Here is a 24209-nt window from a genome sequence, read left to right on the forward strand (position 1 = left end):
CCCACCACAGCAGGAGCCGTTGCCGGCCGGGCACATCCAGGGCTTCGCCGGCCTGGCCGGGCGGCTGGCCGACGCGATCGGCGCGGTCGTGCTCGGCAAGAGCGAGGTCGTCCGGCTCACGCTGACGGCGCTGTTCGCGCAGGGGCACGTGCTGCTCGAGGACGTGCCGGGCGTCGGCAAGACCACGCTGGCCCGGGCGTTGGCGGCGACCGTGCACGGGCAGTGGCGGCGCATCCAGTTCACGCCCGACCTGCTGCCGTCCGACGTCTCCGGCGTCACGATCTTCAACCAGGCGACGCGCGGCTTCGAGTTCCACCCGGGTCCGGTGTTCGCCAACATCGTCATCGCCGACGAGATCAACCGCGCGTCGCCCAAGACGCAGTCCGCGCTGCTCGAGGTGATGGGGGAACGCACGGTCACCGTCGACGGCGTCCGCCACCCGGTGCCCCGCCCGTTCCTGGTCGTGGCGACGCAGAACCCGGTCGAGATGGACGGCACCTACCGCCTCCCCGAGGCGCAGTTGGACCGCTTCCTGATGAAGCTCTCGGTGGGCTACCCCGACGAGTCGGTGGAGATCGAGGTCCTCCGCGGCGCCACGCTGCGCTCCCCCGACGCGCTCGAGCCGGTCACCGACACCGTGACCGTCGGCGAGATGGTGCGGATGGCGCAGCAGGTGCACATCGCCGACCCGCTCTACGCGTACGCGGTGCGCCTCGCCGCCGCCACCCGCGCCCACCCCCAGGTCCGCGTCGGGGTCAGCCCCCGCGGCGTGATCGCGCTGACCCGCGCGGCCTGCGCCTACGCCCTGATCCACGGCCGCGGCTACGTCCTGCCGGAAGACCTCAAGGCGTTGCTGGGCCCGGTGTTCGCGCACCGCATCCTGCTGACGCCGGACGCCCAACTCCGCGGCACGACGGCCGACGAGGTGCTCGCGGACGCCATCCGCTCGGTCCCGGTCCCGCTACCGGGCGGTGGCGGCGGTGGCGGTGGCACGCCACCCAACGGTCGCGCGACGGCACCGGCCACAGCCAACGGCGCCCAACCCGCGACGGCGTCGGCGCCCCCGGCGACCTACGGCTCGTCAGGCCCGCGCAACGGCACCCAACCCGCCACGGTGACGACCCCGGCCATGTACGGCTCGCCAGGCCTTTCCAACCACGCCCAACCCGCCACAGCTTCGACCGCGTCGGCGCGCCCGGCGACGTACGGCTTGCCAGACCCGTCCAACGGCGCCCAACCTGCCACTGCGCCGGCGGTCCCGGCCACATACGGCTCGCCGGGCGCGCCCAACGGCGCACATCCCACGACGGCGACGACCCCGGCCGCATACGGCTCGCCGGGCCCGCCCAACGGCGCCCAACCCGCGACGCCGTCGGCGCTACCAGCCACCTACGGCTTGCCAGGCCCGCCCAACGGCGCCCAACCCGCGACGGCGCCGGAGCCCCCGGCCACCTACGGCTCTCCCACCAGCGCCGGTAACGACACCGAGGTGCCGGCCCGCGAGGCCGCGCCGGGGCGGCGCAGGATGTTCGGCGGGCTGCGGCCCCTGCCCGGGAGCTGATCCGTGCGGCCCACCGCCCGTGGTGTCGGGCTGGCCGTCGCCGGCCTCGTCCTCGTCGGCGTCGGCTGGCGGTTCGGTTATGCGGAGCTCGCCGCGCTCGGCGGCGCCGCGCTGGTCGCCGTCGGGTTCGCCGTCCTGCACGCCGCGTGGCGGCCCCAGCTGGAGGTCACCCGGCACGTCGATCCCGACCGGGTCGGGCGGGGTGAGCCCGCCGGTGTCACGCTGACCGTGCGCAACGGCGCCCGGCTGCGCGCCGCCAACCTGCTCGCGCACGATCGGTGCGGTGCGGCCGCCGTGCCCGTACCCGTCCTGCGGTTGCGGCCCGGCCGCGACACCACTGTGGACTATCCGGTGCCGACGACCCGGCGCGGCGTTTTGCGGGTCGGTCCACTGCGGGTGTCCCGCCGCGACCCGCTCGGTCTCGTCACCGCCGCCCGCTCGCACGGCGGCACCGCGACCGTCTGGGTGCATCCGCGGATCCATCCCCTGCGCGCCGTGCCGACCGGGGCGATGCGCAGCCTCGACGGCCGGGTCGACAGCGTCCCGCACGGCTCGATCACCTTCGACTCGCTACGTGAGTACGTGGTCGGCGACGAACTGCGCCGCGTCCACTGGCGCACCAGCGCGCGGATCGGCGAGCTGATGGTGCGCGAGCAGCTCGACACCAGCCTGCCCAAGCTGGTGGTGCTCCTCGACAACCGCGCAGCCGTGCACAGGACCAAGGGCGGCGAGGCGCCGACCTTCGAGGCTGCCTGCGAGGCGGCCGCGTCGATCATCACCGCCGCCGCCCGCGAGGACGTCGACGCCACCCTCCTCCTGGTCGCCGGCGACACCACGCCGGCCACCCACCCACTGGACCGGCTCGCCGAGGCCGACCTGACAGCCGGAGACCTCAAGGCCGCCACCGACCGGCTCCGCCAGCAGCGCGCCGGCGACACCGTGATCTTCCTGACCGGCGACCGCGCGCAGGGCGACCTGGGCCTGGTCAGCGCGCTGCGCGGACCGTACGCGGCCGTCGTCGCCGGCGTCTTCGGCGACAGCGACACCGGCACCGGCACCGCCACCCCGGCCACGGCCGACGGCATGGTCGTCCTGGACGCCACCGACGGCGAGTCCTTCGCCGCCGCCTGGGACGGGGTACGCGGGTGGTGACCTTCAAGGCCGCCGGGAGGCGGGCATGCTGAGGTTCGCGCGGGCCGCCGTACCCCCGGTCGCACTGGTTGTCATGATCGCCGCGGCGGCGCTCGCCCTGGGCCGGGTCTACGCCGGCGCCGTCCTCGTCCCGCTCGTGGCCGGCGCCGGCCTGGGTGCCGTACTGGTCTCCGTCGCCGCCCGCCGGGCGCCGTCGTGGCTCGTCGCGCCGGTCTCCGTCCTCGGGATGGTCGGCTACACCGCCGGCGCGCTCTGGTGGTCGGCCGATCGCGCCGGGCTCCCCGGCCCGTTGGCGGACCTCGCGGTCGAGGCCGCCCGGAACGGCATCCCCCGGCTGCTCACCGCCATGATCCCCGTCGAGCCGACCCCCGACACCGTGATCGTGCCGGTCGTCGCCGCCTGGCTGGCCGGGCTGGCCGGTGCCGAGATCGGGCTGCGCTGGGGACGGCTGCTCATCGGGTACGGGCCACCGGTGCTGCTCTTCGGCGGCGCCCTCTACGTCGTCGGCCCGAACGCCGGCCCCGCCCTCCTCCCCGTCCTCATGGTCATCGTCTCGGCCGCCCTCGGGCTCGCGGTCACCGGTCGGCCGCCCGGGCCCGGCGCCGACCTGCCGCGGCCGGCCCGTCTCGCGCTGAACGCCCGTACCGCGGTCGCCGCCCTCGCGGCCATCGGCCTCGTCGCGGCGAGCGCCCCGCTGATCACCGGGCGGGTGGAGGCCACACCCGTCGACCCCCGGCGGTACGTGCAGCCGCCGCAGGTCGACAGCCTCGACGAGAACCCGCTCATCCGCATCTCCGGCTGGGCGCTCAACCCCGACCAGAACCTGTTCGACGTACGCAGTGACCGCACCGGCCCGGCCCGGATCCGGCTCGCCGTGCTCTCCGACTACGACGGGATCACCTGGCGGGTGGGTGCCGTCTACCGGGGCGCCGGCCGGGTGCTGCCCGCCCCGGCCACGCTGCCGGCCGGCGTCGTCGCGCCGGTCACCCAGCGGATCGAGATCGGCGACCTCTCCGGGCGCCTCCTCCCGGCCGTGCCGACGCCGGCGCGGGTGGACGGGGTACGGATCGCGTACGACCCGGCCACCGGCACCATGATCGAGCCGGACGGGTTGCGGCCCGGGCTCGCGTACACGGTGGAGTCGCTGGCCGAGGAGCCCGACCTCAACCTGCTGACCGCCGCCGACGTGCCGTTCGGGGACGGCATCGCCCGGATGGTCGCCTTGGGGCCCGGCGCGCCGCAGCCGGTGCGGGAACTGTCCGACCGGATCGCGGCCGACGCCGGCGGTGGCGCCTACCAGCGGGCCCTCGGCATCGAGGAATACCTGGCCGCGCACTACAGGATGGTCGCCGACGCGCCCAGCGGCCACGCGTACCCCAATCTGGAGTTCTTCCTCTTCGGTCCCGCCAACGGCGGCGGACAGCAGGGGACCTCGGAGCAGTTCGCCGCCGCGTACGCCGTGCTCGCCCGCATGATGGGCCTGCCCACCCGGGTCGTGGTCGGCTTCCGCAGCGCGACCGGCACCGGCCCGGTCCGCGGCGCCGACGCCCAGGCCTGGCCCGAGGTCTACTTCACCGACGTCGGCTGGGTCGCCTTCGACCCGCTGCCGAAGCCCGACACGGTGCCCGAGCCGCCGGAGCGGGAGCCGCCGAAGCCCGAGCCCCCGACTCCCCCGCCGTCCGAAGCGCCGCTCCCGACGCTGGAGCCGACCGCCTCACCGGCGGCGGCACCGATCGCCGCGGCGCCCGACGGCGGAAACGGCACGATCCCCGTGTACGCCGCCGGCGGTGGCGGGCTCCTCCTGCTCGTGGTCGCGGCGCTGGCCGCGTTGGCCCTGCTGCGGCAGCGCCTGACCCGGAGCCGCCTCGCCACCGGCACGCCGGGCGACCGCGTGGCCGGCGCCTGGCTGGAGGTCCGCGACGCCCTCCGCCTCGCGGGCACCCCGGCCCCGGCCCACCTGTCCGCCACAGAACTCGCCACCCACGCGACCAAGGCCGCAACCACCACCGCGGGCACAGCCCCAACCGCCCACCCGGCCTCGACCCCAGAGAGCCCGGCCGCACATCCGGAGGCCCACGACCTGCGGCCCCTGGTCGACCTGGTCAACCGCGACGCCTTCGCCCCCGACCGGACCACCGAGACCGACGCCACCCAGGCCGGCGCGGCCGCCGACGCCTACGCCAAGCGGCTCCGCGCCACCCGCCCGCGCTGGCGGCGCCTCCTCTGGCCGTTCCACCCCGGCCCCCTGCGCTGGCACCGCGACAACCGCTGGCACCGCGACAACCGCTGGCACCGCGACAACCGCTGACAACGGATGGGGCGCGAGTGCCGGCGGGGGTTGGACCGCCGCCCACCGTCCCCGGCGGGTAGCTTGGCCACTGAGGGGACCCGCACCGCAAGGAGCACAGCATGCCCGCGCCGCCCAACGGTTTCGAGCCGAAACGTACCGCGCTGCTGGTGATGGACTTCCAGAACGGGATCGTCGGGCGCCTGCGGGATCCCGACCCGCTGGTGGCCCGGGTCCGCGACGTGATCGCCGACGTCCGCGCCCACGAGGGGATCATCGGGTACGTCCGGGTCGCGTTCACCGACGACGACTACGCCACCGTGCCCGCCACGAACGTCACCTTCGCCGCCGCGGCCGAGCAGCGCTCGATGGGCGACGACGACCCCAGCACCCGCGTCGTCGACGCGCTCACCCCGGAGCAGGGCGACATCGTCGTCCGCAAGGTGCGCGTCGGCGCCATGTCGACCACCGACCTCGACCAGCGCCTGCGCGCCCGCGGCGTCAACACCGTCGTCCTCGCCGGCGTCAGCACCAGCGGCGTCGTGCTCTCCACGGTGCTGGACGCGGCCGACCGCGACTACCGCGTCTACGTGCTCTCCGACGGCGTCGCCGACGTCGACGAAGACGTACACGACGTGCTGCTCAACAAGATCTTCGGCCGCCGCGCCACCGTCATCGACAGCGCCCAGCTGCACAACATGCTCGACAAGTCCTAGACCGTCACCGGGTTGCGCAGGCCGGGATGGCCGGCCGGCAGCGTCCGGCGGACCACCCACCAGCTCACCGCCACGCACGCCGCGACCAGCGGCCAGGTCAGCGCCACCCGCGCCGCGGTCAGGGCCAGCACCCGGTCGGCGGCGTACAGCGGCAGGAACACGGCCACCCGCAGCACGTACTGCATGACCCAGACGACACTGCCCCACGCGTACGCCCGGACCAGCGCCGGATCCTTGCGCCACCGGGTCCGTTGCCCCAGCGCCGCGCCCACGATCACGCCGAGCAGCGGCCACCTGACGGCGATGCTGACCAGCCAGGCCAGCGCGCTCGCCGCGTTGGTCAGCAGTTGCAGGAGGAAGAAGTCGGCGGCCCGCCCGGTGCGCAGCACGACGAGCGCCGCGATGCACACCCCGAACAGGCTGATCACGACCGCCAGCGGCCGGTGTCCCCGGCTGAGCCGCCACACGGCGACCGCGCCGCCGACGCCGAGCGCCGCGAGCACGCCGGCCAGGACGGAACTGCCGCCCGCGACCCAGCCGACGCCGAACGCCAGCGGCGGCAACGACGCCTCGATCGCGCCGCGCCGGCCGCCGAGCACGTCGTTGAGCGACTCCTCGGCCATCGCACCTCCCCGGAACTCGCAGTGAGGCTACCCTAACCAAACGAATCGGTAGGCGACCCGAGCGCCGACAACCGGTAGGTTCTTCGATGTGAGCCACCGTTGGGGAATGACCGTCCCGTTCGGCGGGATCCCGTTGGCCGACCACGGTCGGCTGTTCGCGTTGTTGCACGACGCCGGCTTCACCGACCTGTGGACCTCCGAGGTCGCCGGCGCCGACGCCTTCACCCCGCTGACCATCGGCGCGATCGCCACGCCGCGGATGCGCCTCGGCACCGCCGTCGCGCCGGTCTTCACCCGGGGGCCCGGGCTGCTCGCGATGACCGCGGCCGCGCTGGCCGAGACGGCGCCGGGGCGGTTCACGCTCGGCATCGGCGCGTCGTCGCCGGTCGTCGTCGGTGACTGGAACGCCGTGCCGTTCAGCGAGCCGTTCAAGCGCAGCCGCGACATGCTCCGCTTCCTGCGCGCGGCGCTCGCCGGCGAGACGGTCGACCAGGAGTACGACACGTTCGCCGTGCGCCGCTTCCGCCTCGAACGCCCGCCCGCGACGCCGCCGCCGATCCTGCTCGCCGCCCTGCGCCCCACGATGCTGCGGCTCGCCGCGGCGGAGGCCGACGGCACGATCCTCAACTGGCTCGCCGCGACCGACGTCCCCAAGGTGATGAAGACGCTCGGCGCCGACCTGCCCGCCGGCTTCGAGGTCGCCGCCCGCATCTTCGTGTGCCCCACCGACGACGCCGACCACGCGCGCGCCGTCGGCCGCCGCATGATCACGAGCTACCTGACCGTCCCGGCGTACGCGGCCTTCCACCGCTGGCTCGGCAACAGCGACCTGCTCGACCCGGTCTGGTCGGCCTGGGAGGCGGGCGACCGCCGCGGGGCGCTGGCCGCCGTGCCGGACGCGCTCGTCGACGCGCTGGTCATCCACGGCACACCACACCGGTGCAAGGAGCAGATCATGCGGTACGTCGAGGCGGGCGTCACCACCCCCGTGCTGGCGCCGCTGCCCACCCCCGAGCTGACCGCGGGCGGCGAACCGGCGCTGCACACGCTGATCGGCGAGCTGGGCGCACCATCCAGTGTGGAGAGAGGCTGAACCGTATGGACCTGCGCGGTAAGACCGTCGTCATCACCGGCGCCGCGGGCGGCATCGGCGCCGCGCTGGCCCACCGCTTCGCGGCCGAGGGCGCGACCGGGCTCGTGCTCGCCGACCTCGACGCGACCGCGGTCGACGCGCTCGCACAGTCGATCAACCGCGGCCTGACCCGGTCGGTCACCTGCGACGTCACCGACCCGGCCCAGGTCGCGGCGCTGGTCGACGTGGCACACCGGGAGTTCGGCCCGGTCGACCTGTTCTGCTCCAACGCCGGCATCACGACGGGTACGGGCCTGGACACCACCGACGAGGCCTGGGGCCGGGCGTGGGCGGTCAACGTCCACGCCCATGTGGTCGCCGCCCGCGCGGTGCTGCCGTCCATGGTGGAGCGCGGCGCCGGCTACCTGCTGCAGACCTGCTCGGCCGCGGGCCTGCTGACCGCGGTCGGCGACGCGCCGTACGCGGTGACCAAGCACGCCGCCGTCGGTTTCGCGGAGTGGCTCTCGATGACCTACGGCGACCGCGGCATCAAGGTCAGCGCCCTGTGCCCGCAGGGCGTCCGCACCCCGATGCTCGACCACGGCCTGGCCCGCGGCCACGCGGGCGCCCAGGTGACGGCGGCCGCGGGCGAGGTGCTGACCCCGGAGCAGGTGGCCGACGCCGTGGTCGAGGGCCTGGCGGCCGAGCGCTTCCTGATCCTGCCGCACCCGGAGGTGGCGACCTACCACCAACGCAAGGCCGCGGACCCGGACCGCTGGCTGGCCTCGATGCGCAAACTCATCAGCCGCGTCGCCTCCACCGCCTAGCGGGTCGTCAGCCGGTGGCCTTGACCGCCTCCAGCACGATGTCGATCACCGTCGACGGCGCCGAGACCATCGGGACGTGGTCGACCGGGGCGGTGTGCACGGTCGCCTTCATCCGCTCCGCCAGGAAATGCTGCGTCTGCGCCGGGATCATCCGGTCCTCCTCGGCGACCAGGTACCAGGTCGGCAGGTCCCGCCAGGCGGGCCGGCCCACCTGGACGCCGATGGCGGCCGCCGCGATCGGGCGTTGGGTCGCGGCCAGCAGCGCCTGGTCCTCCAGCGACGCGTGTTGGGCGAACGCCGCCGCGAACGCGTCTTCCGGCAACCAGATCAGGGCGTGGTCGTCCGGCGCGAGCTTCGGCGCCGACGGGTGTGGTTCGCTGCGGTAGAAGACGTCCGCCACCGTCTCGCCCTCGTCGGGTGCGAGCGCGGCCACGTAGACCAGCGCCCGCACGTTCGCCGCCCGCGTCGATCCGACGACCGCGCCGGCGTAGGCGTGGCCGACCAGCACCACCGGGCCGTCCACGTGCTCCACCGTGCGGTCGAGCGCGGCGACGTCGTCCGGCAGCGACGTCAGCGGGAGCGGCGCCGCGACCGCCTTCACCCCCGCCCGGGCCAGTCCCGTGATCACCTTCCGCCAGCTCGATCCGTCGGCCCAGGCGCCGTGCGCCAGCACCACCCGGACATCGTTCTCCGGCATCGCAAACGCCCCCTACTTGTGCTCGATGTCGAAGCCGAGGTTGCCGAGGATCTTCACGGCGCCGCTCCGGCCGCCCTCGAAGTCGCCGGACGCGAGCTTCTGCCCTGTCGCGAACTCGTACGCGGTGCCGAGAATGGCCTTCGGCGGGTAGCTGCGGCCGTGGTCGACCAGCGCGTACGTCGTGGTCGGCGCGAAGCCGTGCGTGGCGAAGAACCTGTCGGGCCCCAGCCGGTCGTACTCCTTCATCGCGCGTGAAACGTCCTTCTCCGTAACCTTTTCCCACGCTGGTGTGGTCATTGGTCAGTCCTTTCCAGGAAGCGGTCGACGAGCCCGGCCACCGTCGCCAGTTGGCTCTCCAGCAGGAAGTGGCCGCCCTCGATCAGGTGGATCTCGGCGTCCCGCGCGTCCGCGGCGAACGCCTCCGCGCCGGCCGGGCCGAAGATGCCGTCGCCGCGGCCCCAGACGGCCAGCACGGGCACGCCGCTGTCGCGCAGGTACGCGTGCAGCTTCGGGTAGAGCGGCACGTTGCCGGCGTAGTCGGCGAACAGCTTCAGCTGCACCGCGTCGTTGCCGGGCCGCGAGACCAGGGCGTAGTCGTGCTGCCAGGTGTCGGGACAGACGACGCTCTCGTCGGGTACGCCGTTCAGGTACTGCCAGCGGATCACGTCGAGCGTGAGCGCCTGGCGCACGCCGGCGTCGTTCGCCGGGTCCTGCCAGTAGTCACGCACCGGCGCCCAGAACTCGTCGACGAAGCCGGCCTCGTACCCGTTGCCGTTCTGGGTCACGATCGCCGTCACGGCGTCGGGCCGTGCGACGGCGAGCCGCCACCCGATGGGCGCGCCATAGTCGTGCACGTACATGGCGTAGCGCTCGACCCCGATCTGCCGCAGCAGCCCGGCGGTGAGATCGGCGAGGGCGTCGAACGTGTAGTCGAACTCCTCGACCGGCGGCGCGTCGGAGTGCCCGAACCCGAGATGGTCGGGCGCGATCACGTGCCAGCGGTCGGCGAGCAGCGGGATCAGGTCGCGGAACATGAACGAGCTGGTCGGGAATCCGTGCAGCAGCACCACCGTGGGTGCGCCGGGGACACCGGCCTCCCGGTAGAACAGCCTCCGGCCGTCTACCTCCGCGTACCTGTTGTAAACGGTTCTCATCGTGATGACCTCCTAACCACCAAAGGTCGATGTGATGGTTATACCTAGCAACGTAGCACCGGCTTTGGCTAACCTGTCAAGGAGAAGACAGAGGTTAGGTGGCAGAAAATGACCGAGGACGAGGACGCGCTGCTCGCGATACTCAACAGCACGCCCGTCATCGACGGCGTGCCCATGGACGAACTGGCCGACCCGGCCGCGGCACGCGACTGGCTGGTGGCGCACGGCGGCCGCGGCACCCGCCGCGAGCGCCAGCACGTGCTGGCCGCCCGGTCGGCACTGCAGGCGGTGGTGCGCGGCGAGCAGCCGCCGACCACGCTGGCCCCACTGCTCGACGGCGTCACGCTGACCCCGGAGGTCACGGCGGCGGGCATCACCTGGGACACGGCCGTGCCGGCCGACCGCGAGCTCGCGGTACGCAGCATCCTGGCGTGGGACACGCTGGCCAAGGAGGCGCCGGGGCGGCTGCGCCCGTGCGCCAACGACGAGTGCCGGCTCTACCTGATAGACCGCAGCCGCGCCAACACGGCCCGCTGGTGCTCGATGGCCATCTGCGGCAACCGGATGAAGGCCCGCCGGCACTACCAGCGCAGGCGCGACACCGTGCGCTGACCGGCTACCCGTGTGGCGGATCGGTCCGCCGCAGACCGAGCCGGGTCAATTCATCCGGTGGCGGCGGCGGCCCGTTCGTCGGCCGCGGTCGGCTCGTCGTGGATGTAGACGCCGCCGCGGAAAAGGGAGACCACCGCGCCTGCCGCCGCTAGCGCCGCGGCCAGGAGGAAGACCACGATCAGGCCATGGTGGAACGGGCCGCTGAGCAGGTCCGGGAAGAACGTGCGGCCCGTCAGGTGGGCGAGGGTCGGCGCCGGCACCTGGTTCGCCACGCCCGCCTGGTCGACGAGCGTGCCGATCGGGTTGGTGCCCAGGAACGCCGCGAACATCAGGGAGACCGGGGGCACCGCGACCACCGACGAGACCGCGTCCGGCGGCAGGCCCTGTGCCGTCAGGCCCGAGCGCAGCGCGTCCGGCAGCGACGACGACAGACCGGCGATCAGGAGCGAGAAGAACACCCCGATCGAGAGGACCATGCCGGCGTTCTGGAACGTCGCCCGGATGCCCGAGGCCACGCCCCGCTCCCCCGGCGGCACCGCGTTCATCACCGCCGTCGTGTTCGGGGCCGAGAAAAGGCCTGAACCGATCCCGTTGAGCAGAAGCAGTGCGGCGAACAAGGGATAACCGAAGTCCACCGGGATCAGCAGCAGGCCGACAAAGGTCGCAGCCATCACGACCAGGCCGCCGGTGGCGAGCAGTTTCGCGCCGTACCGGTCCGAGAGGTAGCCGCTCACCGGGCCCGCCACGATGAAGCCGATCGTCAGCGGCACGAGGTAGATGCCGGCCCAGAGCGGCGTGTCCTCGAACGCGTACCCGCGCAGCGGCAGCCAGATCCCCTGCAGCCAGATGATCAGCATGAACTGCAGCCCGCCGCGGGCGACGGCGTTGAACAGCGCGGCCGCGTTGCCCGCCCAGAACGCCTGGATCCGGAACAGGCGCAGGTGGAACATCGGCTGCGCGACCCGGGTCTCGATGGCGCAGAACGCGACGAGCAGGGCGGCGCCGGCGATCAGGCCGCCGAACACCAACGGGTTCGCCCAACCCTCGACATGATCACGGTACGGCTGGATGCCGTAGGTCAGCGCGGCCAGCAGCACGGTCAGCCCGACCGCCAGCGTGGCGTTGCCCCACCAGTCGATCCGTACGCCCGCCCGGCGTTCGACCGTCTCCCGCAGGTTCCGGTAGGCCCAGACCGCGCCGACCACCCCGACCAGCGCGCTGACCCCGAAGATCGAGCGCCAGTGCCACGCCGAGAGCAGCCCGCCCAGGACCAGGCCGACGAAGCTGCCCGCGAGCCCGGCGACCTGGTTGACGCCCAGCGCGGTGCCCCGTTGCCGCGCCGGGAACGTGTCCGTGATGATCGCCGCCGAGTTGGCCATCAGCATCGCGCCGCCGACGCCCTGCACGATCCGCCAGCCGATCAGCCAGAGCGCCGCCGTGCGCCCCGAGCCGGGCGTGAGCAGGCAGGCCACCGACGCCGCGGCGAAGACGGCGAAGCCGGCGTTGTAGATCCGCACCCGGCCGAAGATGTCGCCCAGCCGCCCCAGCGAGACGACCAGCACGGCGGTCACCAGCAGGTAGCCCATCAGCATCCAGAGCAGGTAGCTGACGTTGCCGGGGGCCAGCGGGTCGAGGTGGATGCCCCGGAAGATCGCCGGCAGCGAGATGATCAGGATCGACGCGTTGACCGTCGCCATCAGCATGCCGAGCGTGGTGTTCGAGAGCACCGACCACTTGTGCGGGATCCGGCCACCCGGCCGGGCGTGGATCGCCATGACCGCCCCATCTCATTAGCTGTACTAAGCATATGGCTGCGCCGGGTCGTCGGCACGTGAACTGGGTCGCACTCACATATCCGGACGGAAACGACTCGCCAGGTGGCTCGCCGCCAGCAGGCCAATGGCGACCTGGCCTACCACAGCCGGGCGCATCTTGCAATCGGCAGTTTTCTTTATCTGTGCCATATTCACGTGAGTCTTGTCACGGGCAGTGTTGGTCCCTACGCTCAGTGTGACGAAGCGCCTTCTGGAACCCCACCGGGAGACGTCCACGAGGGAGGGACCCTAATGACCGTGGAGACCAGTTCCAGCCACGAGGCCGACGCCAAGCTACTGCAAGCCAGCCTCGAGGTCGTCGCCGACCGGGCCGACGAGCTCATCGCGTCGTTCTACGGCCGCCTGTTCGACCAGTACCCGGCGGTCCGGCCCATGTTCCCCGCGAACATGGACGCACAGCACGACAAGCTGCTCGGCGCCATCATCGCCCTCGTGACGAACTACGAGAACCCCGAGGCGCTGCGCCCCACGCTCGAGGCACTGGGCCGCAAGCACGACGGCTGGGGCGTCCGCCCCGAGCACTACACGGCGGTAGCCACCTGCCTGCTGGCCACACTGGACGAGTACGCGGGCGAAGCCTGGACCCCAGAAATCGAAGGCGCCTGGACCCGCGCCTACACCTTCGCCGCAGGCACAATGCTCCAAGGCGCCACAACAGAATCGACAACCACCAAAGCGGCCTAACCGGCCAGCACAGCACCCCCGAGAGCCCGGGCCCAGCCCGGGCTCCCGTGCGCCCACCACCCACAACCACCGGCCACGCCACGACGCCCGGCGACCACCGCAACGCGGGGTTCCCGGGGGCTCGGCCCCCGGGGCCAACATGCCGAAAGCCCCCGTCCGCGCTCTCCGCGGACAGGGGCTCCCTAGGCTTGAGGGAGAGGCCGCCACGGGGGAAGCGGCCCCTCCGCGCAGAACGATACTCCGTTCGGCGCCCTATGGGTAGCGGCGTCGATCAACCATTCGGGAAGAGATGACCATAGTCCGCGTACGCCATCGCGACGTCGGCCTGCGCCCAGAAACGGTGGTACGTGAAGGTCGGCGCCGGACCACCGTCCAGGTAGGACTGGACCTTGGCCCATTCCGGGTCGCGCTTGTAGAACGACCGGATGTCGACGAAGCTCTTCCCCGGCGCGATCGCGTCACCGTTGGGCATGTCGCCGGTCCAGCCCGGCGGCAGGTACAGGCCCTGGCCGGTGCTGGCGTTGTAGACGTCGTCGAACCGCCGGTAGTCCTCGCGGGTCTCCGGGGTCACGACGCCGCGCGCGTCACTGTTGGCGTGCAGCGCGTCGATCAGGCCCTTGGCGCCGGTCTTGGCCGCCGCGTTGCCCGACTTCGCCGCGTAGTACATCAGCGTCCGCGCGTACGCGGCCGCCACGCCCACGTCCCGGCCCTTCTTGGTGACCGTCACGTGCAGGCCGGTGTTGGCCGCCGGTGACGACGGGTTCCACGTCGCCGGCGCCCCGCTCCAGGTCATGTCGGACGGGATCTCGAACGCGCCGCCCGAGCCCAGCGTGGTGTTCGCCAGCGCCCACGGCACCCACTTGTCGAGCAGCGCCTTGGCCTTCGCGTTGCCGGTCGCGTAGTACAGCTCGGCGATCCGGTGCATCGACCAGACCTGCATGCCGAACCACTGGTTCGACGGCGGGTCGTGGTAAACGGGGTCGACGTCGTAGAACATGCCGTAGAACGTCGGCGTCCCCGCGGGCGGCGTCCCGTACGAGCCGTCCCAGCTGTTCGTCGCGCCGCCGGCGATGCCGCCCTCGGCCGACTGCAGCCACTGGTAGAACTCGAGCTGCCGGTCGAAGCTCTTCTGCCAGTCCGCGACCGCCGTCGGCGACCGCGGCTTGAGCTCGTTGACGTTGGTCAGCGCCCACGCGGCCATCGGGTTCTGGTAGCCGAAGTGGTTGTGGCTGGAGCCGATCCGCCACGACCAGCCGGCGTTGGGGTCGGTCGCGCCGCCCCAGGCGTAGTACCAGGACATCAGGTAGTGCGCCGAGTCCTTGCCCGACCCGGCCGGGCACGCGGACGCCCCGACGCAGTTGCCGATCTTCTTGAAGTACTTGTCGAACATCGCGTACCGCAGGTAGTCGCCCATCTTGGCCGCCTTGGCCACGGTGGCCGACACGTCGGCGGCGCGGCCCTGCTCGGTCGCCCAGGTCAGCGCCCAATAGGCTGCCTCGATGGCCCGCGCGTCGGCGTCCGGCGCGTTCGTGTACTTCCACTGTTTCGCCGGCGCCGCGGACTCCTTGATCGAGATGTCCAGGAAGCCCGACGGCCCGCCGTGGACGAACGTGTCGCAGGACGGCTGCGGCACGGTCTCCCACACCGACTCCTGCGGTCCACGCTGGAACGTGTTGATGTACGCGGGCCGCGTGGTCCCGTCGCCGCACCGGCCGAAGCCGTACGTGTTGTCGACGTCGAGCAGCCAGTGCATGCCGTAGATGTCGCCGGTGCCGTACGTCGACTGCAGCTCCGAACGCAGCGGGTCCTGCCCGACGGAGACGTTCGGCTGCAGCGTCGACGGGTACTGGCTGGGCAGGTTGAACTCGGCGGCGTACTGCGGTGTGCCGTTGACGCCCGCGGTGACCTGGTCGTTGTGCGACGGGATGATGTAGCGCTCCATCACGTTCCAGGAGTTGTTGAACGGCGCCCAGTTCTCCGTCACGCGCCCGTACTGCGCCTCGAGCCAGATCCAGAAGCTGAACGCCTCCGAGGTCGTCTCGTGGCCGTGGTCCGGCGCCTCGACGATCAAGGTCTCGATCGAGTGGTACGGGACGCCCTCCTGGCTGAAGTACCCGGAGTTCTTGATCTTCCCGTACTGGTCGAGGAACCGGGTGATGTACTCGTTGTCCCCGGTGGAGCCGTCGTTGTCGATCTCGGTGACGGCGATCGCGACCGGCGCGTACCCGGTGGCGCTCGCGGTGACCGTCGCGGACCCGCCGGCGGTGTCGGCGTCCTCGGCCGCGCTGATCGTGACCGGCACGCCGGTGCTCCAGTTGGTGCTGTTCAGCGTGACGCTGGTCGGCGAGACCGAGACGTCGGTGTCGCCGCTGCGGGCCAGGCCCACGGTGACCGCCGACGACGGGGCGGCGCTGAGCGTCAGCCGGGTCGTCGACGAGCCGCCCTCGGCCACGGAGACCGAGGTCGGGTTGGCCCGCAGCACCGGGCCGGTCGCCTGCGCGACGGTGAAGCTCGCCTCGTCGGTCGCCGTCAGGTTCGCGTTGTCATAGGCCCGGGCCTGCACCGTGTACGCGCCGGCGGGCAGGTCCTCCATCGTGTACCCGTACGGCGCGGTGGTGTCGGTGTTGATCAGCAGGCCGTTCCGGTAGAACTCGACCTTGCTGACCGTCCCGTCGGGGTCGCTGGCGGTCGCGGCGAGCGCGACGTCGGCGGGCGCCTCGAACGGCCCGGCCGGCACGGTCAGGTCCACCGTGGGTGGTTGCTGCACCGGCGCCCCGCCGCAGGTGACGCCGTTGACCGTGAACGCGGTCGGCCGCGGGTTGCTCCCGCTCCAGCTGCCGTTGAAGCCGATCCCGGTCGAGCCACCCGTCGGCAGGTTGCCGTTGTAGGGCATGTTGGTCGCCGTCACCTGGTTGCCGGTCTGGGTCCAGGTGGCGGACCAGCCCTGGGTCACCCGTTGGCTGCCGGGGAAGGTGAAGCCGAGGGTCCACCCGTTGATGGGGTCACCGAGGTTGCGGATGGTGACGTTGGCGGTGAAGCCACCGGGCCAGTCGTTGGTCGCGTAGACCACGTCGCAGGCCACGGCGGCCTGGGCGGGGCCGGCCGGCACGGCGACCGCGGCGGCCACCAGCGAGCCGGCGCCGAGCAGCGCCAGGGCGCGTCTGAGTTTCATGGAAGCGTTGTCTCCTCGCGGAAGCAGGGATGGACCGCGCGTCCTGCCCGGGACGCGTACGCAAGGGGTCGGCTCCCGGCCCGCGATTGTTCGACAGTCTTCCATGGAAGCGCTCCCAGAGGCAAGCGTGCCGAACCGCTCACACTACGTGGCGCACGTGGTGTGATGGGTCGATGGACCGCGTCCTGGCCTGGGTGCTCGGCATCTTCGCCGTCGCGGCGATCCTCGTCGGATTCGGCCCCGACCCGGCCATCACGTCGTGGTCGGCGCAGGCGGTGCTCGAGGGCACGTTCGCGTGGCTGGCGTGGCGGCTCTGGCGCCGTCCCGGCCAGGACTCCCTCTGCCGGCGGTTCTGGGGCGCGGCCGCCGTCGCGGGCGCGCTGAAGACGGCCGGCGGGGTGGTCCGCGCCATCCAGTTCTCGGTGGAGCCGGCCGCCGCCGGCGCCCACCGCACCGTGCCCACGCTGCTGGTCGCGCTGGGCTCGATCGTGCTGCTCACCTTCCTGCTGCTGAGACCACCGGACATGGTGGGCCGCGAGCGGGTGCGGCTCTGGCTGGACGCCGCGATCGTGCTGGTGGCGACGTTCGTCTTCGTCTGGAGCATCGCGCTGACCGGCGGCCAGAAGGCCAAAGGCCCGACCGACGTCGCCTGGACGCTGATCGGCTCGGTGATCATGATCGTGTCGGTCTACGCGATCGTGCGGCTGCTGATGACCAAGACGGCGCCGTTCCTGCGGTCCACCGGCATCGTGCTCGCCATCGCGATCGCGGCCTTCGGCGTCGAGCACGCACTCAACCCGCAGCTCGCCGACGCGGACTCCCGCGGCAGCTACGTGCTGCGGATGCTGCCCGCGCTGATCCTCGCGCTCGCGCCGTGCATCGAGTGGATCCGCGGCACGCTGACCCGGGAGATCCCGCCGCCACGGAGGTATCGCGTCACGCTCCGGCTGCCGTTCATCGCGGTCGCGGCCACCCAGCTCATGCTGATCATCCAGCTACCGATCGAAGGGCTCAACCTCAAGAGCTGGGGCACCGTCATCGGCTCGGTCACCCTGACGGCCGTCGTCGCCGCGCGCCAGTCGGTGGTGCTGATGGAGAACGAGCGCCTGGTGCGGCGGCTCGACGAGAGCGTCGAGGCCCTGGGGCGCCAGGAGGAGAAGCTGCGGCACGCGGCGAACCACGACCACCTCACCGGCCTCGCCAACCGCGCCTTCTTCGACCACCACGCGCAACGCCTGGGCAACAGCGACGCCGGTCGCGGGCGGGCCGTGCTGCTGCTCGACCTCAACGACTTCAAGATGGTCAACGACACCCTGGGCCACCACGCCGGCGACGACCTGCTCAAGCTCACCGCGACCCGGCTGCGGCGCAGCGTACGCCCGGCCGACATCGTGGCCCGGCTCGGCGGCGACGAGTTCAGCGTGCTGCTCGCGGACACCTCCGCGGACGACGCGGTGGCGGCGGCCCACCGCATCCTGGGCGCGCTGGCCAAGCCGGTCCGGGTCGACGGCCGCACGCTCCGGCCGCAGGCCAGCGTCGGCATCGCGGCGAGCGGCACCAAGCCCTTCGAGGCGCTGCTGCGCGACGCGGACGAGGCGATGTACGAGGCCAAGCGCCGCAACTCGGGCTTCTACCTGCACCCCGAGTCCGCCTAGCCATGGACCGGGTGCTGGGCGGAGCGCTCCTCCTCTTCGTGGTCGCCGCGATCGTGACGGGCTGGGGACCGGCGCCGGGCGTCACGGCCTGGGCCGCGCAGGCCGTCCTGCTGGGGACGTTCACCTTCCTGTCCTGGCAGCTCGCCCAGCGCCGGGGCCAACCCGCCGGCCGGCGGCACTTCTGGGAGGTCGCCGCTGTCGCCGGCCTGGTGCTGGCCGCGGGTGCGGTGCTGCGGGCGGTCGAGGCGGTGACCGACGCGGAGTCCGCGACCGCCATCCGGACGGTGCCCGGCATCCTGTTCACCGTCGGCACCGGCGCGCTGCTGGCGTCGATGGTGGCGCGGCCCTGGCGGATCCCGCGCCGGCAGCGGACGCGGCTGTGGCTCGACATCGTGATCGTGCTGGCCGGGGCGGCGGTCGCCATCTGGATCGTCACCGTGATCGGGCGCAGCGAGGCCGACCGTCCCCACCAGGTGGTCTGGGCGATCGTGGGCGCGGCGACGCTGCTGGTGGCGGCGTTCGCCCTCGTCCGCGTCGTCTTCACCCGCTCGGCGCCCGTCCGGCTGCTGGCCGGCATCACGCTCGCCCTTGCCGTCGCGCTGTTCGGTGTCGACCGCGTGCTGAACGCCGAGATCCTCGACTCGCCGGACATCCGGGCCATCCTGGTGGCCCGGATGGTGTGGGGCCTGCTGCTGGTCGCGGGTGCCCGGTTCGAGCAACTGCGGCGCCCGCCCGCGAAGGTGCCGCCGCGGGCCCGCCGCTCCGGCGCGCGGCTGCCGTTCGTCGCCATCGTCGCGACCCAGGTGCTGCTGGTGGTCCTGCTGATCACCGACGGGCTGACGATCAGGACGTGGGGCGCCCTCACGGGCTCGGTGGTCGTGACGGCGCTGGTGCTGATCCGTCAGCACATCGTGTTGAGCGACAACGAGCGGCTGGTGCGCCGCCTCGACGTGACGGTGGTCGCGCTGGCCCGGCAGGAGGAGCGGCTGCGGTACGCGGCGGGCCACGACCACCTCACCGGGCTGTCCAACCGCGCGCACTTCGACGAACAGGCCGAACGCGCGGGCGCGCACCCCGGGGGCCGGGCCGTGCTGCTGCTCGACCTCGACGCGTTCAAGTCGGTCAACGACACCCTCGGCCACCACGCCGGCGACGACCTGCTCCGGGCCACGGCCGGCCGGATCACGCGCTGCGTGCGCCCGGGTGACACGGTGGCCCGGCTCGGCGGCGACGAGTTCTGCGTGCTGCTCACCGACGCGTCGACGGCGGACGCGGTGGGCATCGCACACCGGATCCTGGTCGCGGTGGGCGAACGGATCCGGATCGCGCACCGCACCCTGCGGCCGTCGGCGAGCATCGGCATCGCGGCCGGCGGCCACCGGCCCGTGGAGGCGCTGCTGCGCGAGGCCGACGAGGCGATGTACGAGGCCAAGCGCCGCCATTCGGGCTTTCACCTGCACCCGGACGCCGGCGCGTAAATCGAAAGTTTCGATCATGTCCAGGGGGTTTCCCGCGCGTCGCCGGACAGCTACAGTCTGACCAACGTCGATGGGAGCGCTTCCATTGATGAACGTCAGAGTAGGCCGGCGACGGGCCAGCCCGGACTCCGCCGCCGGTCTCCGCTCCCCCTCGAGAGGAGGTGGAACCACCGCCACTCGCGTGGCCCGGCTCCCGCGCGACACGCACGCCTGGTGCCAACCGTCGTGCGTGTATGTAACTGAGGTTGGGGGTGGGGTTGCCCTCCCCGCCCCCAACGCTAGCCCTCGATTGTTACGGGCATGAATCGGTCGACAGGACAGGCGGCGACGCCCAACCGGTCGACCGTCTGTTTTGTCCGGGACAGTCCGGGGTCCGGCCGATCCGGCATCGGGCCTTCCCAGGACCGTGGTTCCCGCTGTACGATCTTGGGAGCGCTCCCAAACCAGCCCCGAGGAGACCTGCGACATGACCGTGCTGACCCGACGGCGCCTGCTGCGCCGCGCCGCGCTCTCGGCCACCGCCGCGACCGCCGCACGCGTGTCCGTGCGACCGACCGCGGGCGTCGCCATCTCCGCGGCGTCAGCCCTGACCGCCGCCTGCGACCCCGACTCGCCCGACGCCGACCCGAACCCGGAACGCCGGCTGGGCCTGCGTTTCCCCGACGGTTTCCGCTGGGGAGCCGCGACCTCCGCGTACCAGATCGAGGGTGCCGCGAAGGAGGACGGCCGCGGCGCGTCCGTCTGGGACACCTTCAGCCACACGCCGGGCCGCACGCGCAACGGCGACACCGGCGACGTCGCGGCCGACCACTACCACCGGTGGGCGAGCGACCTGGACCTGATGAAGGACCTCGGCCTGCGGACCTACCGCTTCAGCATCTCCTGGCCGCGGGTGCAGGCCGACGGCACCGGCAAGGCCAACCAGCGCGGGCTCGACTTCTACCGCCGGCTGGTCGACGGGCTGCGGGAGCGGGAGATCGAGCCCATGGCGACGCTGTTCCACTGGGACCTGCCGCAGGCGCTGCAGGACGTGGGCGGCTGGGAGAACCGCGACGTGGCCCACCGGTTCGGCGACTACGCCGCGGCCGTGTTCGAGGCGCTCGGGTCGGCCGTGCCGGTCTGGTTGACCATCAACGAGCCGAAGACCGTCGTGCAGAACGGCTACCTCGGCGGGCACCACGCCCCCGGCCTGCGCGACCCGGAGGCCGCCTACCTGGTCGCGCACCACCTCCAACTCGCGCACGGGCTCGCCGTGCGGGCGCTGCGCGCGTCGGCCGACGCGCGGATCGGGCCGGCGTTCAACCTGCACCCCTGCTACCCCGTCGACGACAGCCCCGAGGCGCTGGCCGCGACCCACCTCTACGACGGCTACGAGAACCGGCTCTACCTCGACTCGGTGCTGCGCGGCGCGTACCCGCGAGACGTGCTCGACGACCTGGGACCCGGCAGCCGGATGGTGCGCGGCATCAAGGACGGCGATCTCGCGGTCATCTCGTCACCGGTCGACCTGGTCGCGGTGCAGTACTACACGCCCTACTACGTGGCGCCCAGCGGCGACACCGAGGTGCGCTGGCCGACCTCCGAGGCGTTCTGGCAGCAGATCTTCCCGGACGGCCTGTTCGACACGCTGACCCGGATCACCCGCGACTACGGGCCGGTGCCGCTGACGATCACCGAGAACGGCCTGCCGTGCCCGGACGTGCTCGGCGCCGACGGCACGGTCGACGACCCGGGCCGGGTCGAGTTCCTGCGCGACCACTTCGCCGCGGCACACCGGGCGATCGAGGCCGGTGTGCCGCTGGAGAGCTACCACGTGTGGTCGTTGCTCGACAACTTCGAATGGGCCGAGGGGTACGAGCAACGCTGGGGACTGGTCTATGTGGACTATCCGACGCAGCGCCGCACCCTCAAGCGCAGCGCCAGGTGGTATCAGCGGGTCATCCGGGACAACGAGGTCTAGCGGGGCAGCGCCTGCTGGAGCTCCTCGCGCAAGGCCGGTGTCAGCATCTCGCCGGCCTGCTTGGCCAGCCGGGCCATCTCGTAGCCGACCACGCCGATGTCCGCGTCGGCGCCGGCCAGGGTGGCCAGGATGGAGCCGTCGCGGATGTGCATCACCAGGAAGTAGCCGCGGCCCATCTCGACGACCGTCTGCTTCACGTAGTCGTTGTCGAACATCTGGGCCGCGCCGCTGGTGATGCTCATGACGCCCGACGTGACCGCCGCCAGCTTGTCGGCCGAGTCGCGGGGCAGGTGGTCCGAGACCGCGACCAGCAGGCCGTCCGAGGACACCACGATCGCGTGCGCGACGCCCGGCACCCGCTGGGCGAAGCCGCTGACCAGCCAGCTCAGGTCGCGTGCCTCGCGGCTGAGCGTCGTCATCGTTGCTCCAATTCTCCGCGCCAGGCCGGCGCGCTCGTATCGGTCGGGTCCTCGGACTCGGCGCGCCGAACGCCACCGTAGAACCGGTTGAGAAGGCTGCTCACCGCTTCGGGGTCGGCTTCGCCCCGGGGCGCGGGGATCTGGGCGGCGCCGTTGCCGCCCGGTAGCTGGGCCATCGGCACCCGCAGGGGCAGGCCGGTGCGGCCGGTCCCCCCGATGACCGGCACCGCGGGCTGCGCGTCCGCGGGACCCACGCCGCCCGCGCCCGGCTGGGCCGGGGCGGTGGCGCGGGAGAACCAGGAGGTGGTCTCGCCGGACGCGGGAGCCGCGGCCCGGCGTGGGCTGGTCGACCGGCCGGGCCGCCGGCCCAGCGGGCCGTCGATCGGCTGCCCGGCGGTCGCCGGGAGTGGGGCGGCGGCCGGTGCCGGCACCTCGGGGGCCGGGTGGCCGTTGCCGGCGTGCCCGGGCTCGATCGGCAGCGGGAGCGGCGGCGCCGCGACCGCCGGCAGGCCGCCGCCGGGCGTCGACAGGCTCAGGGCGGGCAGCGGGCCGCCCGACACCGGCGCACCGGCCCGCGGCGCCGGCTGCAGCGACGGCGCCGCGCCCGAGACCGCCGCGACCGCGGCCAGCATCGGCCGGGTCGGCCGGTAGGGCAGCTCGCCGTGGTCGGGCGCGAGCAGGTCGGCCGGGAGCCGGACGACGGCGATCACCCCGCCGCGGCGGCCGGCCCGCAGCTCGACCCGGATGCCGTGCCGGGCGGCGAGGTGGCTGACCACGAACAGGCCCATCCGCTCGGAGGCCGCCACGTCGGCCAGCGGCGGCGCGGCCAGCGTGTCGTTGGCCTCCTGAAGCGCCGTCTCGGACATGCCCAGGCCGTCGTCGGCGATCTCGATGACCGTGCCGACCCGGGAGCCGCCGTGCGCGAACACGTGCACCGTGGTCGTCGGCGGCGAGAACACCGTGGCGTTCTCCAGCAGCTCGGCGAGGAGGTGCACGACGTCGCCGACAGCGTGCCCGACCACGTGCACCGGGTCGATCGCGTCGTGCCGCACCCGCGGGTAGGCCTCGATCTCGGCCACCGCCGCGAGGACGACGGCCGGCAGGGCGACCGGGTCGCTCCACCGCCGCGGCGACTCGATGCCGGCCAGCACCAGGAGACTGTCGTCGTTGCGGCGCATACGGGCGGCGAGATGGTCCAGTTTGAACAGGTTGTCGAGCTGGTCCGGATCGCTCTCCTCGCGCTCCAGCTCGTCGAGCAGCTCGAGCTGCCGCTCGACCAGCACCTGGCTGCGCCGGGCGAGGTTCACGAACATCGCGTTGACGGTGCGGCGCATGGTGGCCTGCTCGACGCCGACCGCGATCGCGCTGTGGTGCACGGCGACGAACGCCTCGGCCACCTCACCGATCTCGTCGCGCGACTTGACCGCGGCCGGCCACACGTCGATCCGCGGGACCGTGCCGCCGCCCATCGCGCGCAGCCGGTCGAGCGCGTCGGGGAGCTGCACCTGCGCGACCTGCAGCGCGTGGGTCCGCAGCGTGCGCAGCGAGCGGGCGATCGAGCGGCCGACGATGAACGAGGCGAGCACCGCGAGCACCAGGACCAGCAGGATGCCGCCGGCGACCAGCAGGCTGTCGCGGAGCTGGGCGGTGCTGCGCGCGTCGGCGGCCCGGGTGGCGTCGCCGCTGACCTGCTCCTCCACCTTGCGCAGCTCTTCGGCGCGGTTCTGGCTGGCGGCCCACCACTGCTCGGCGCCGAGCACCTGCGGCGCCCGGGCGGTGCCGATGGTCTGCTCCTCCAGCCGGGTCGCCTCGACGAACTGCGGCAGCGCCGACGTGTCGTCGTACCTGGTCACCTGGGACGGGGTGGCGTTGACCCGGAAGTCGGCGAGCGCGGCGAGCTGCTGGGTGCGCAGGTCCGAGAGGGTGACCAGGTCGTCGGGGCCGTAGCCGCCGGACATCGAGGCCGCGAAGATCCGGGCCCGGGTGCGCGAGCCCAGCTCCTTGACCCGGGCGAGCTGCACCGAGCGCAGCACCGCCTGGGACAGCTCGGGGTGCTCGGCACCGGGCGACGGCTCCGCCATCAGGGCCACCAGGGCGTCGATCAGCCGGGTGTACGTGTCGAACACGGTCTGCGGCGTCGCGCTGCCACCGGCGGCGGTGCGCAGGGTCGGCAACTGGTCGATCAGGTCGACGCTGCGGCCGTACGCGACCTGCCACGAGACGTCGCCACCGAGCGAGGGTTCGGCCGCGGCGCGGAACCGGGTCGCCGCGGCGTCGACCGCGTCCTCGTAGGGGCGCAGCACAT

At 72.9% G+C, this 24209-nt stretch carries 18 protein-coding genes and 1 pseudogene; 11 read left to right on the forward strand and 8 right to left on the reverse strand.

Annotated elements, in window-relative coordinates:
• Positions 1–19: 19 nt before the first annotated feature.
• The 4 genes and pseudogenes from Asi02nite_RS29130 to Asi02nite_RS29145 form a co-directional block, all read left to right on the forward strand.
• Positions 20–973: pseudogene (locus Asi02nite_RS29130) on the forward strand (AAA family ATPase); the annotation flags it as partial.
• A 591-nt stretch (positions 974–1564) separates the two neighbouring features.
• Positions 1565–2713: a DUF58 domain-containing protein gene (locus Asi02nite_RS29135; protein ID WP_203717190.1), complete on the forward strand. Its 1149-nt coding sequence runs from the start codon at positions 1565–1567 to the stop codon at positions 2711–2713.
• Between the two features lie 25 nt (positions 2714–2738).
• Entirely contained in the window at positions 2739–5021 is a 2283-nt protein-coding gene (locus tag Asi02nite_RS29140) for a transglutaminase TgpA family protein (protein ID WP_203717191.1), read from the forward strand.
• Between the two features lie 101 nt (positions 5022–5122).
• The gene (locus tag Asi02nite_RS29145; RefSeq protein ID WP_203717192.1) at positions 5123–5716 is read left to right on the forward strand and encodes a cysteine hydrolase family protein; all 594 of its coding nucleotides are present in this window, start codon (positions 5123–5125) and stop codon (positions 5714–5716) included.
• Here the strand turns inward: Asi02nite_RS29145 and Asi02nite_RS29150 are convergent.
• Entirely contained in the window at positions 5713–6339 is a 627-nt protein-coding gene (locus tag Asi02nite_RS29150) for a DUF3159 domain-containing protein (protein ID WP_203717193.1), read from the reverse strand. The two genes, Asi02nite_RS29145 and Asi02nite_RS29150, sit on opposite strands and share 4 nt — an antisense overlap.
• Positions 6340–6445: 106 nt before the next feature.
• Here Asi02nite_RS29150 and Asi02nite_RS29155 point away from each other — a divergent pair, with 106 nt between their 5' ends.
• Both Asi02nite_RS29155 and Asi02nite_RS29160 read left to right on the forward strand, forming a co-directional pair.
• Positions 6446–7432: an LLM class F420-dependent oxidoreductase gene (locus Asi02nite_RS29155; protein ID WP_203717194.1), complete on the forward strand. Its 987-nt coding sequence runs from the start codon at positions 6446–6448 to the stop codon at positions 7430–7432.
• A gap of 5 nt (positions 7433–7437) precedes the next feature.
• Positions 7438–8238 (forward strand): SDR family oxidoreductase, encoded by an 801-nt coding sequence (locus Asi02nite_RS29160; RefSeq protein ID WP_203717195.1) that lies wholly within the window; start codon positions 7438–7440, stop codon positions 8236–8238.
• A 7-nt stretch (positions 8239–8245) separates the two neighbouring features.
• Here Asi02nite_RS29160 and Asi02nite_RS29165 read toward each other — a convergent pair whose 3' ends face one another.
• The 3 genes from Asi02nite_RS29165 to Asi02nite_RS29175 are packed head-to-tail and all read right to left on the reverse strand — an operon-like array spanning position 8246 to position 10089.
• Positions 8246–8935, reverse strand: a complete 690-nt coding sequence (locus Asi02nite_RS29165; RefSeq protein ID WP_203717196.1) for an alpha/beta fold hydrolase — start codon at positions 8933–8935, stop codon at positions 8246–8248.
• A gap of 12 nt (positions 8936–8947) precedes the next feature.
• Positions 8948–9232, reverse strand: coding sequence for a ScoMcrA-related endonuclease (locus Asi02nite_RS29170; protein WP_203717197.1), 285 nt, complete (start codon positions 9230–9232; stop codon positions 8948–8950).
• Entirely contained in the window at positions 9229–10089 is an 861-nt protein-coding gene (locus Asi02nite_RS29175) for an alpha/beta fold hydrolase (RefSeq protein ID WP_203717198.1), read from the reverse strand. Before Asi02nite_RS29175 ends, Asi02nite_RS29170 begins: the two co-directional genes overlap by 4 nt.
• A gap of 108 nt (positions 10090–10197) precedes the next feature.
• On the opposite strand from Asi02nite_RS29175, the gene Asi02nite_RS29180 reads away from it, so the two are divergent.
• Positions 10198–10701, forward strand: coding sequence for a CGNR zinc finger domain-containing protein (locus Asi02nite_RS29180; RefSeq protein WP_203717199.1), 504 nt, complete (start codon positions 10198–10200; stop codon positions 10699–10701).
• Between the two features lie 50 nt (positions 10702–10751).
• Here the strand turns inward: Asi02nite_RS29180 and Asi02nite_RS29185 are convergent, their stop codons facing one another.
• Positions 10752–12476, reverse strand: a complete 1725-nt coding sequence (locus Asi02nite_RS29185) for an MFS transporter (protein WP_203717200.1) — start codon at positions 12474–12476, stop codon at positions 10752–10754.
• 291 nt (positions 12477–12767) lie between these two features.
• Between Asi02nite_RS29185 and Asi02nite_RS29190 the strand changes: the two genes are divergently transcribed.
• Complete coding sequence (locus Asi02nite_RS29190) at positions 12768–13220, forward strand: globin domain-containing protein (RefSeq protein WP_203717201.1); 453 nt, start codon at positions 12768–12770, stop codon at positions 13218–13220.
• Between the two features lie 271 nt (positions 13221–13491).
• Here the strand turns inward: Asi02nite_RS29190 and Asi02nite_RS29195 are convergent, their stop codons facing one another.
• Positions 13492–16392 carry a glycoside hydrolase family 48 protein gene (locus Asi02nite_RS29195; RefSeq protein ID WP_203717202.1) on the reverse strand — a complete coding sequence of 967 codons (2901 nt, stop codon included), beginning with the start codon at positions 16390–16392 and terminating at the stop codon, positions 13492–13494.
• A 173-nt stretch (positions 16393–16565) separates the two neighbouring features.
• Between Asi02nite_RS29195 and Asi02nite_RS29200 the strand changes: the two genes are divergently transcribed.
• From Asi02nite_RS29200 to Asi02nite_RS29210, 3 genes are all read left to right on the forward strand, one after another.
• Positions 16566–18047, forward strand: a complete 1482-nt coding sequence (locus Asi02nite_RS29200; protein WP_203717203.1) for a GGDEF domain-containing protein — start codon at positions 16566–16568, stop codon at positions 18045–18047.
• A 2-nt stretch (positions 18048–18049) separates the two neighbouring features.
• Positions 18050–19525, forward strand: a complete 1476-nt coding sequence (locus Asi02nite_RS42435; protein ID WP_275410404.1) for a diguanylate cyclase domain-containing protein — start codon at positions 18050–18052, stop codon at positions 19523–19525.
• A gap of 466 nt (positions 19526–19991) precedes the next feature.
• Positions 19992–21485: a GH1 family beta-glucosidase gene (locus tag Asi02nite_RS29210; RefSeq protein WP_239127205.1), complete on the forward strand. Its 1494-nt coding sequence runs from the start codon at positions 19992–19994 to the stop codon at positions 21483–21485.
• Here the strand turns inward: Asi02nite_RS29210 and Asi02nite_RS29215 are convergent.
• Positions 21482–21904, reverse strand: a complete 423-nt coding sequence (locus Asi02nite_RS29215) for a roadblock/LC7 domain-containing protein (protein WP_203717204.1) — start codon at positions 21902–21904, stop codon at positions 21482–21484. The genes Asi02nite_RS29210 and Asi02nite_RS29215 overlap by 4 nt on opposite strands.
• Positions 21901–24209: nitrate- and nitrite sensing domain-containing protein (locus tag Asi02nite_RS42440; protein WP_203717205.1), on the reverse strand; the 2309-nt coding region annotated here is incomplete at its 5' end. The genes Asi02nite_RS29215 and Asi02nite_RS42440, both read right to left, overlap by 4 nt.

This window comes from Asanoa siamensis (assembly GCF_016862555.1).
Classification (GTDB): domain Bacteria; phylum Actinomycetota; class Actinomycetes; order Mycobacteriales; family Micromonosporaceae; genus Asanoa; species Asanoa siamensis.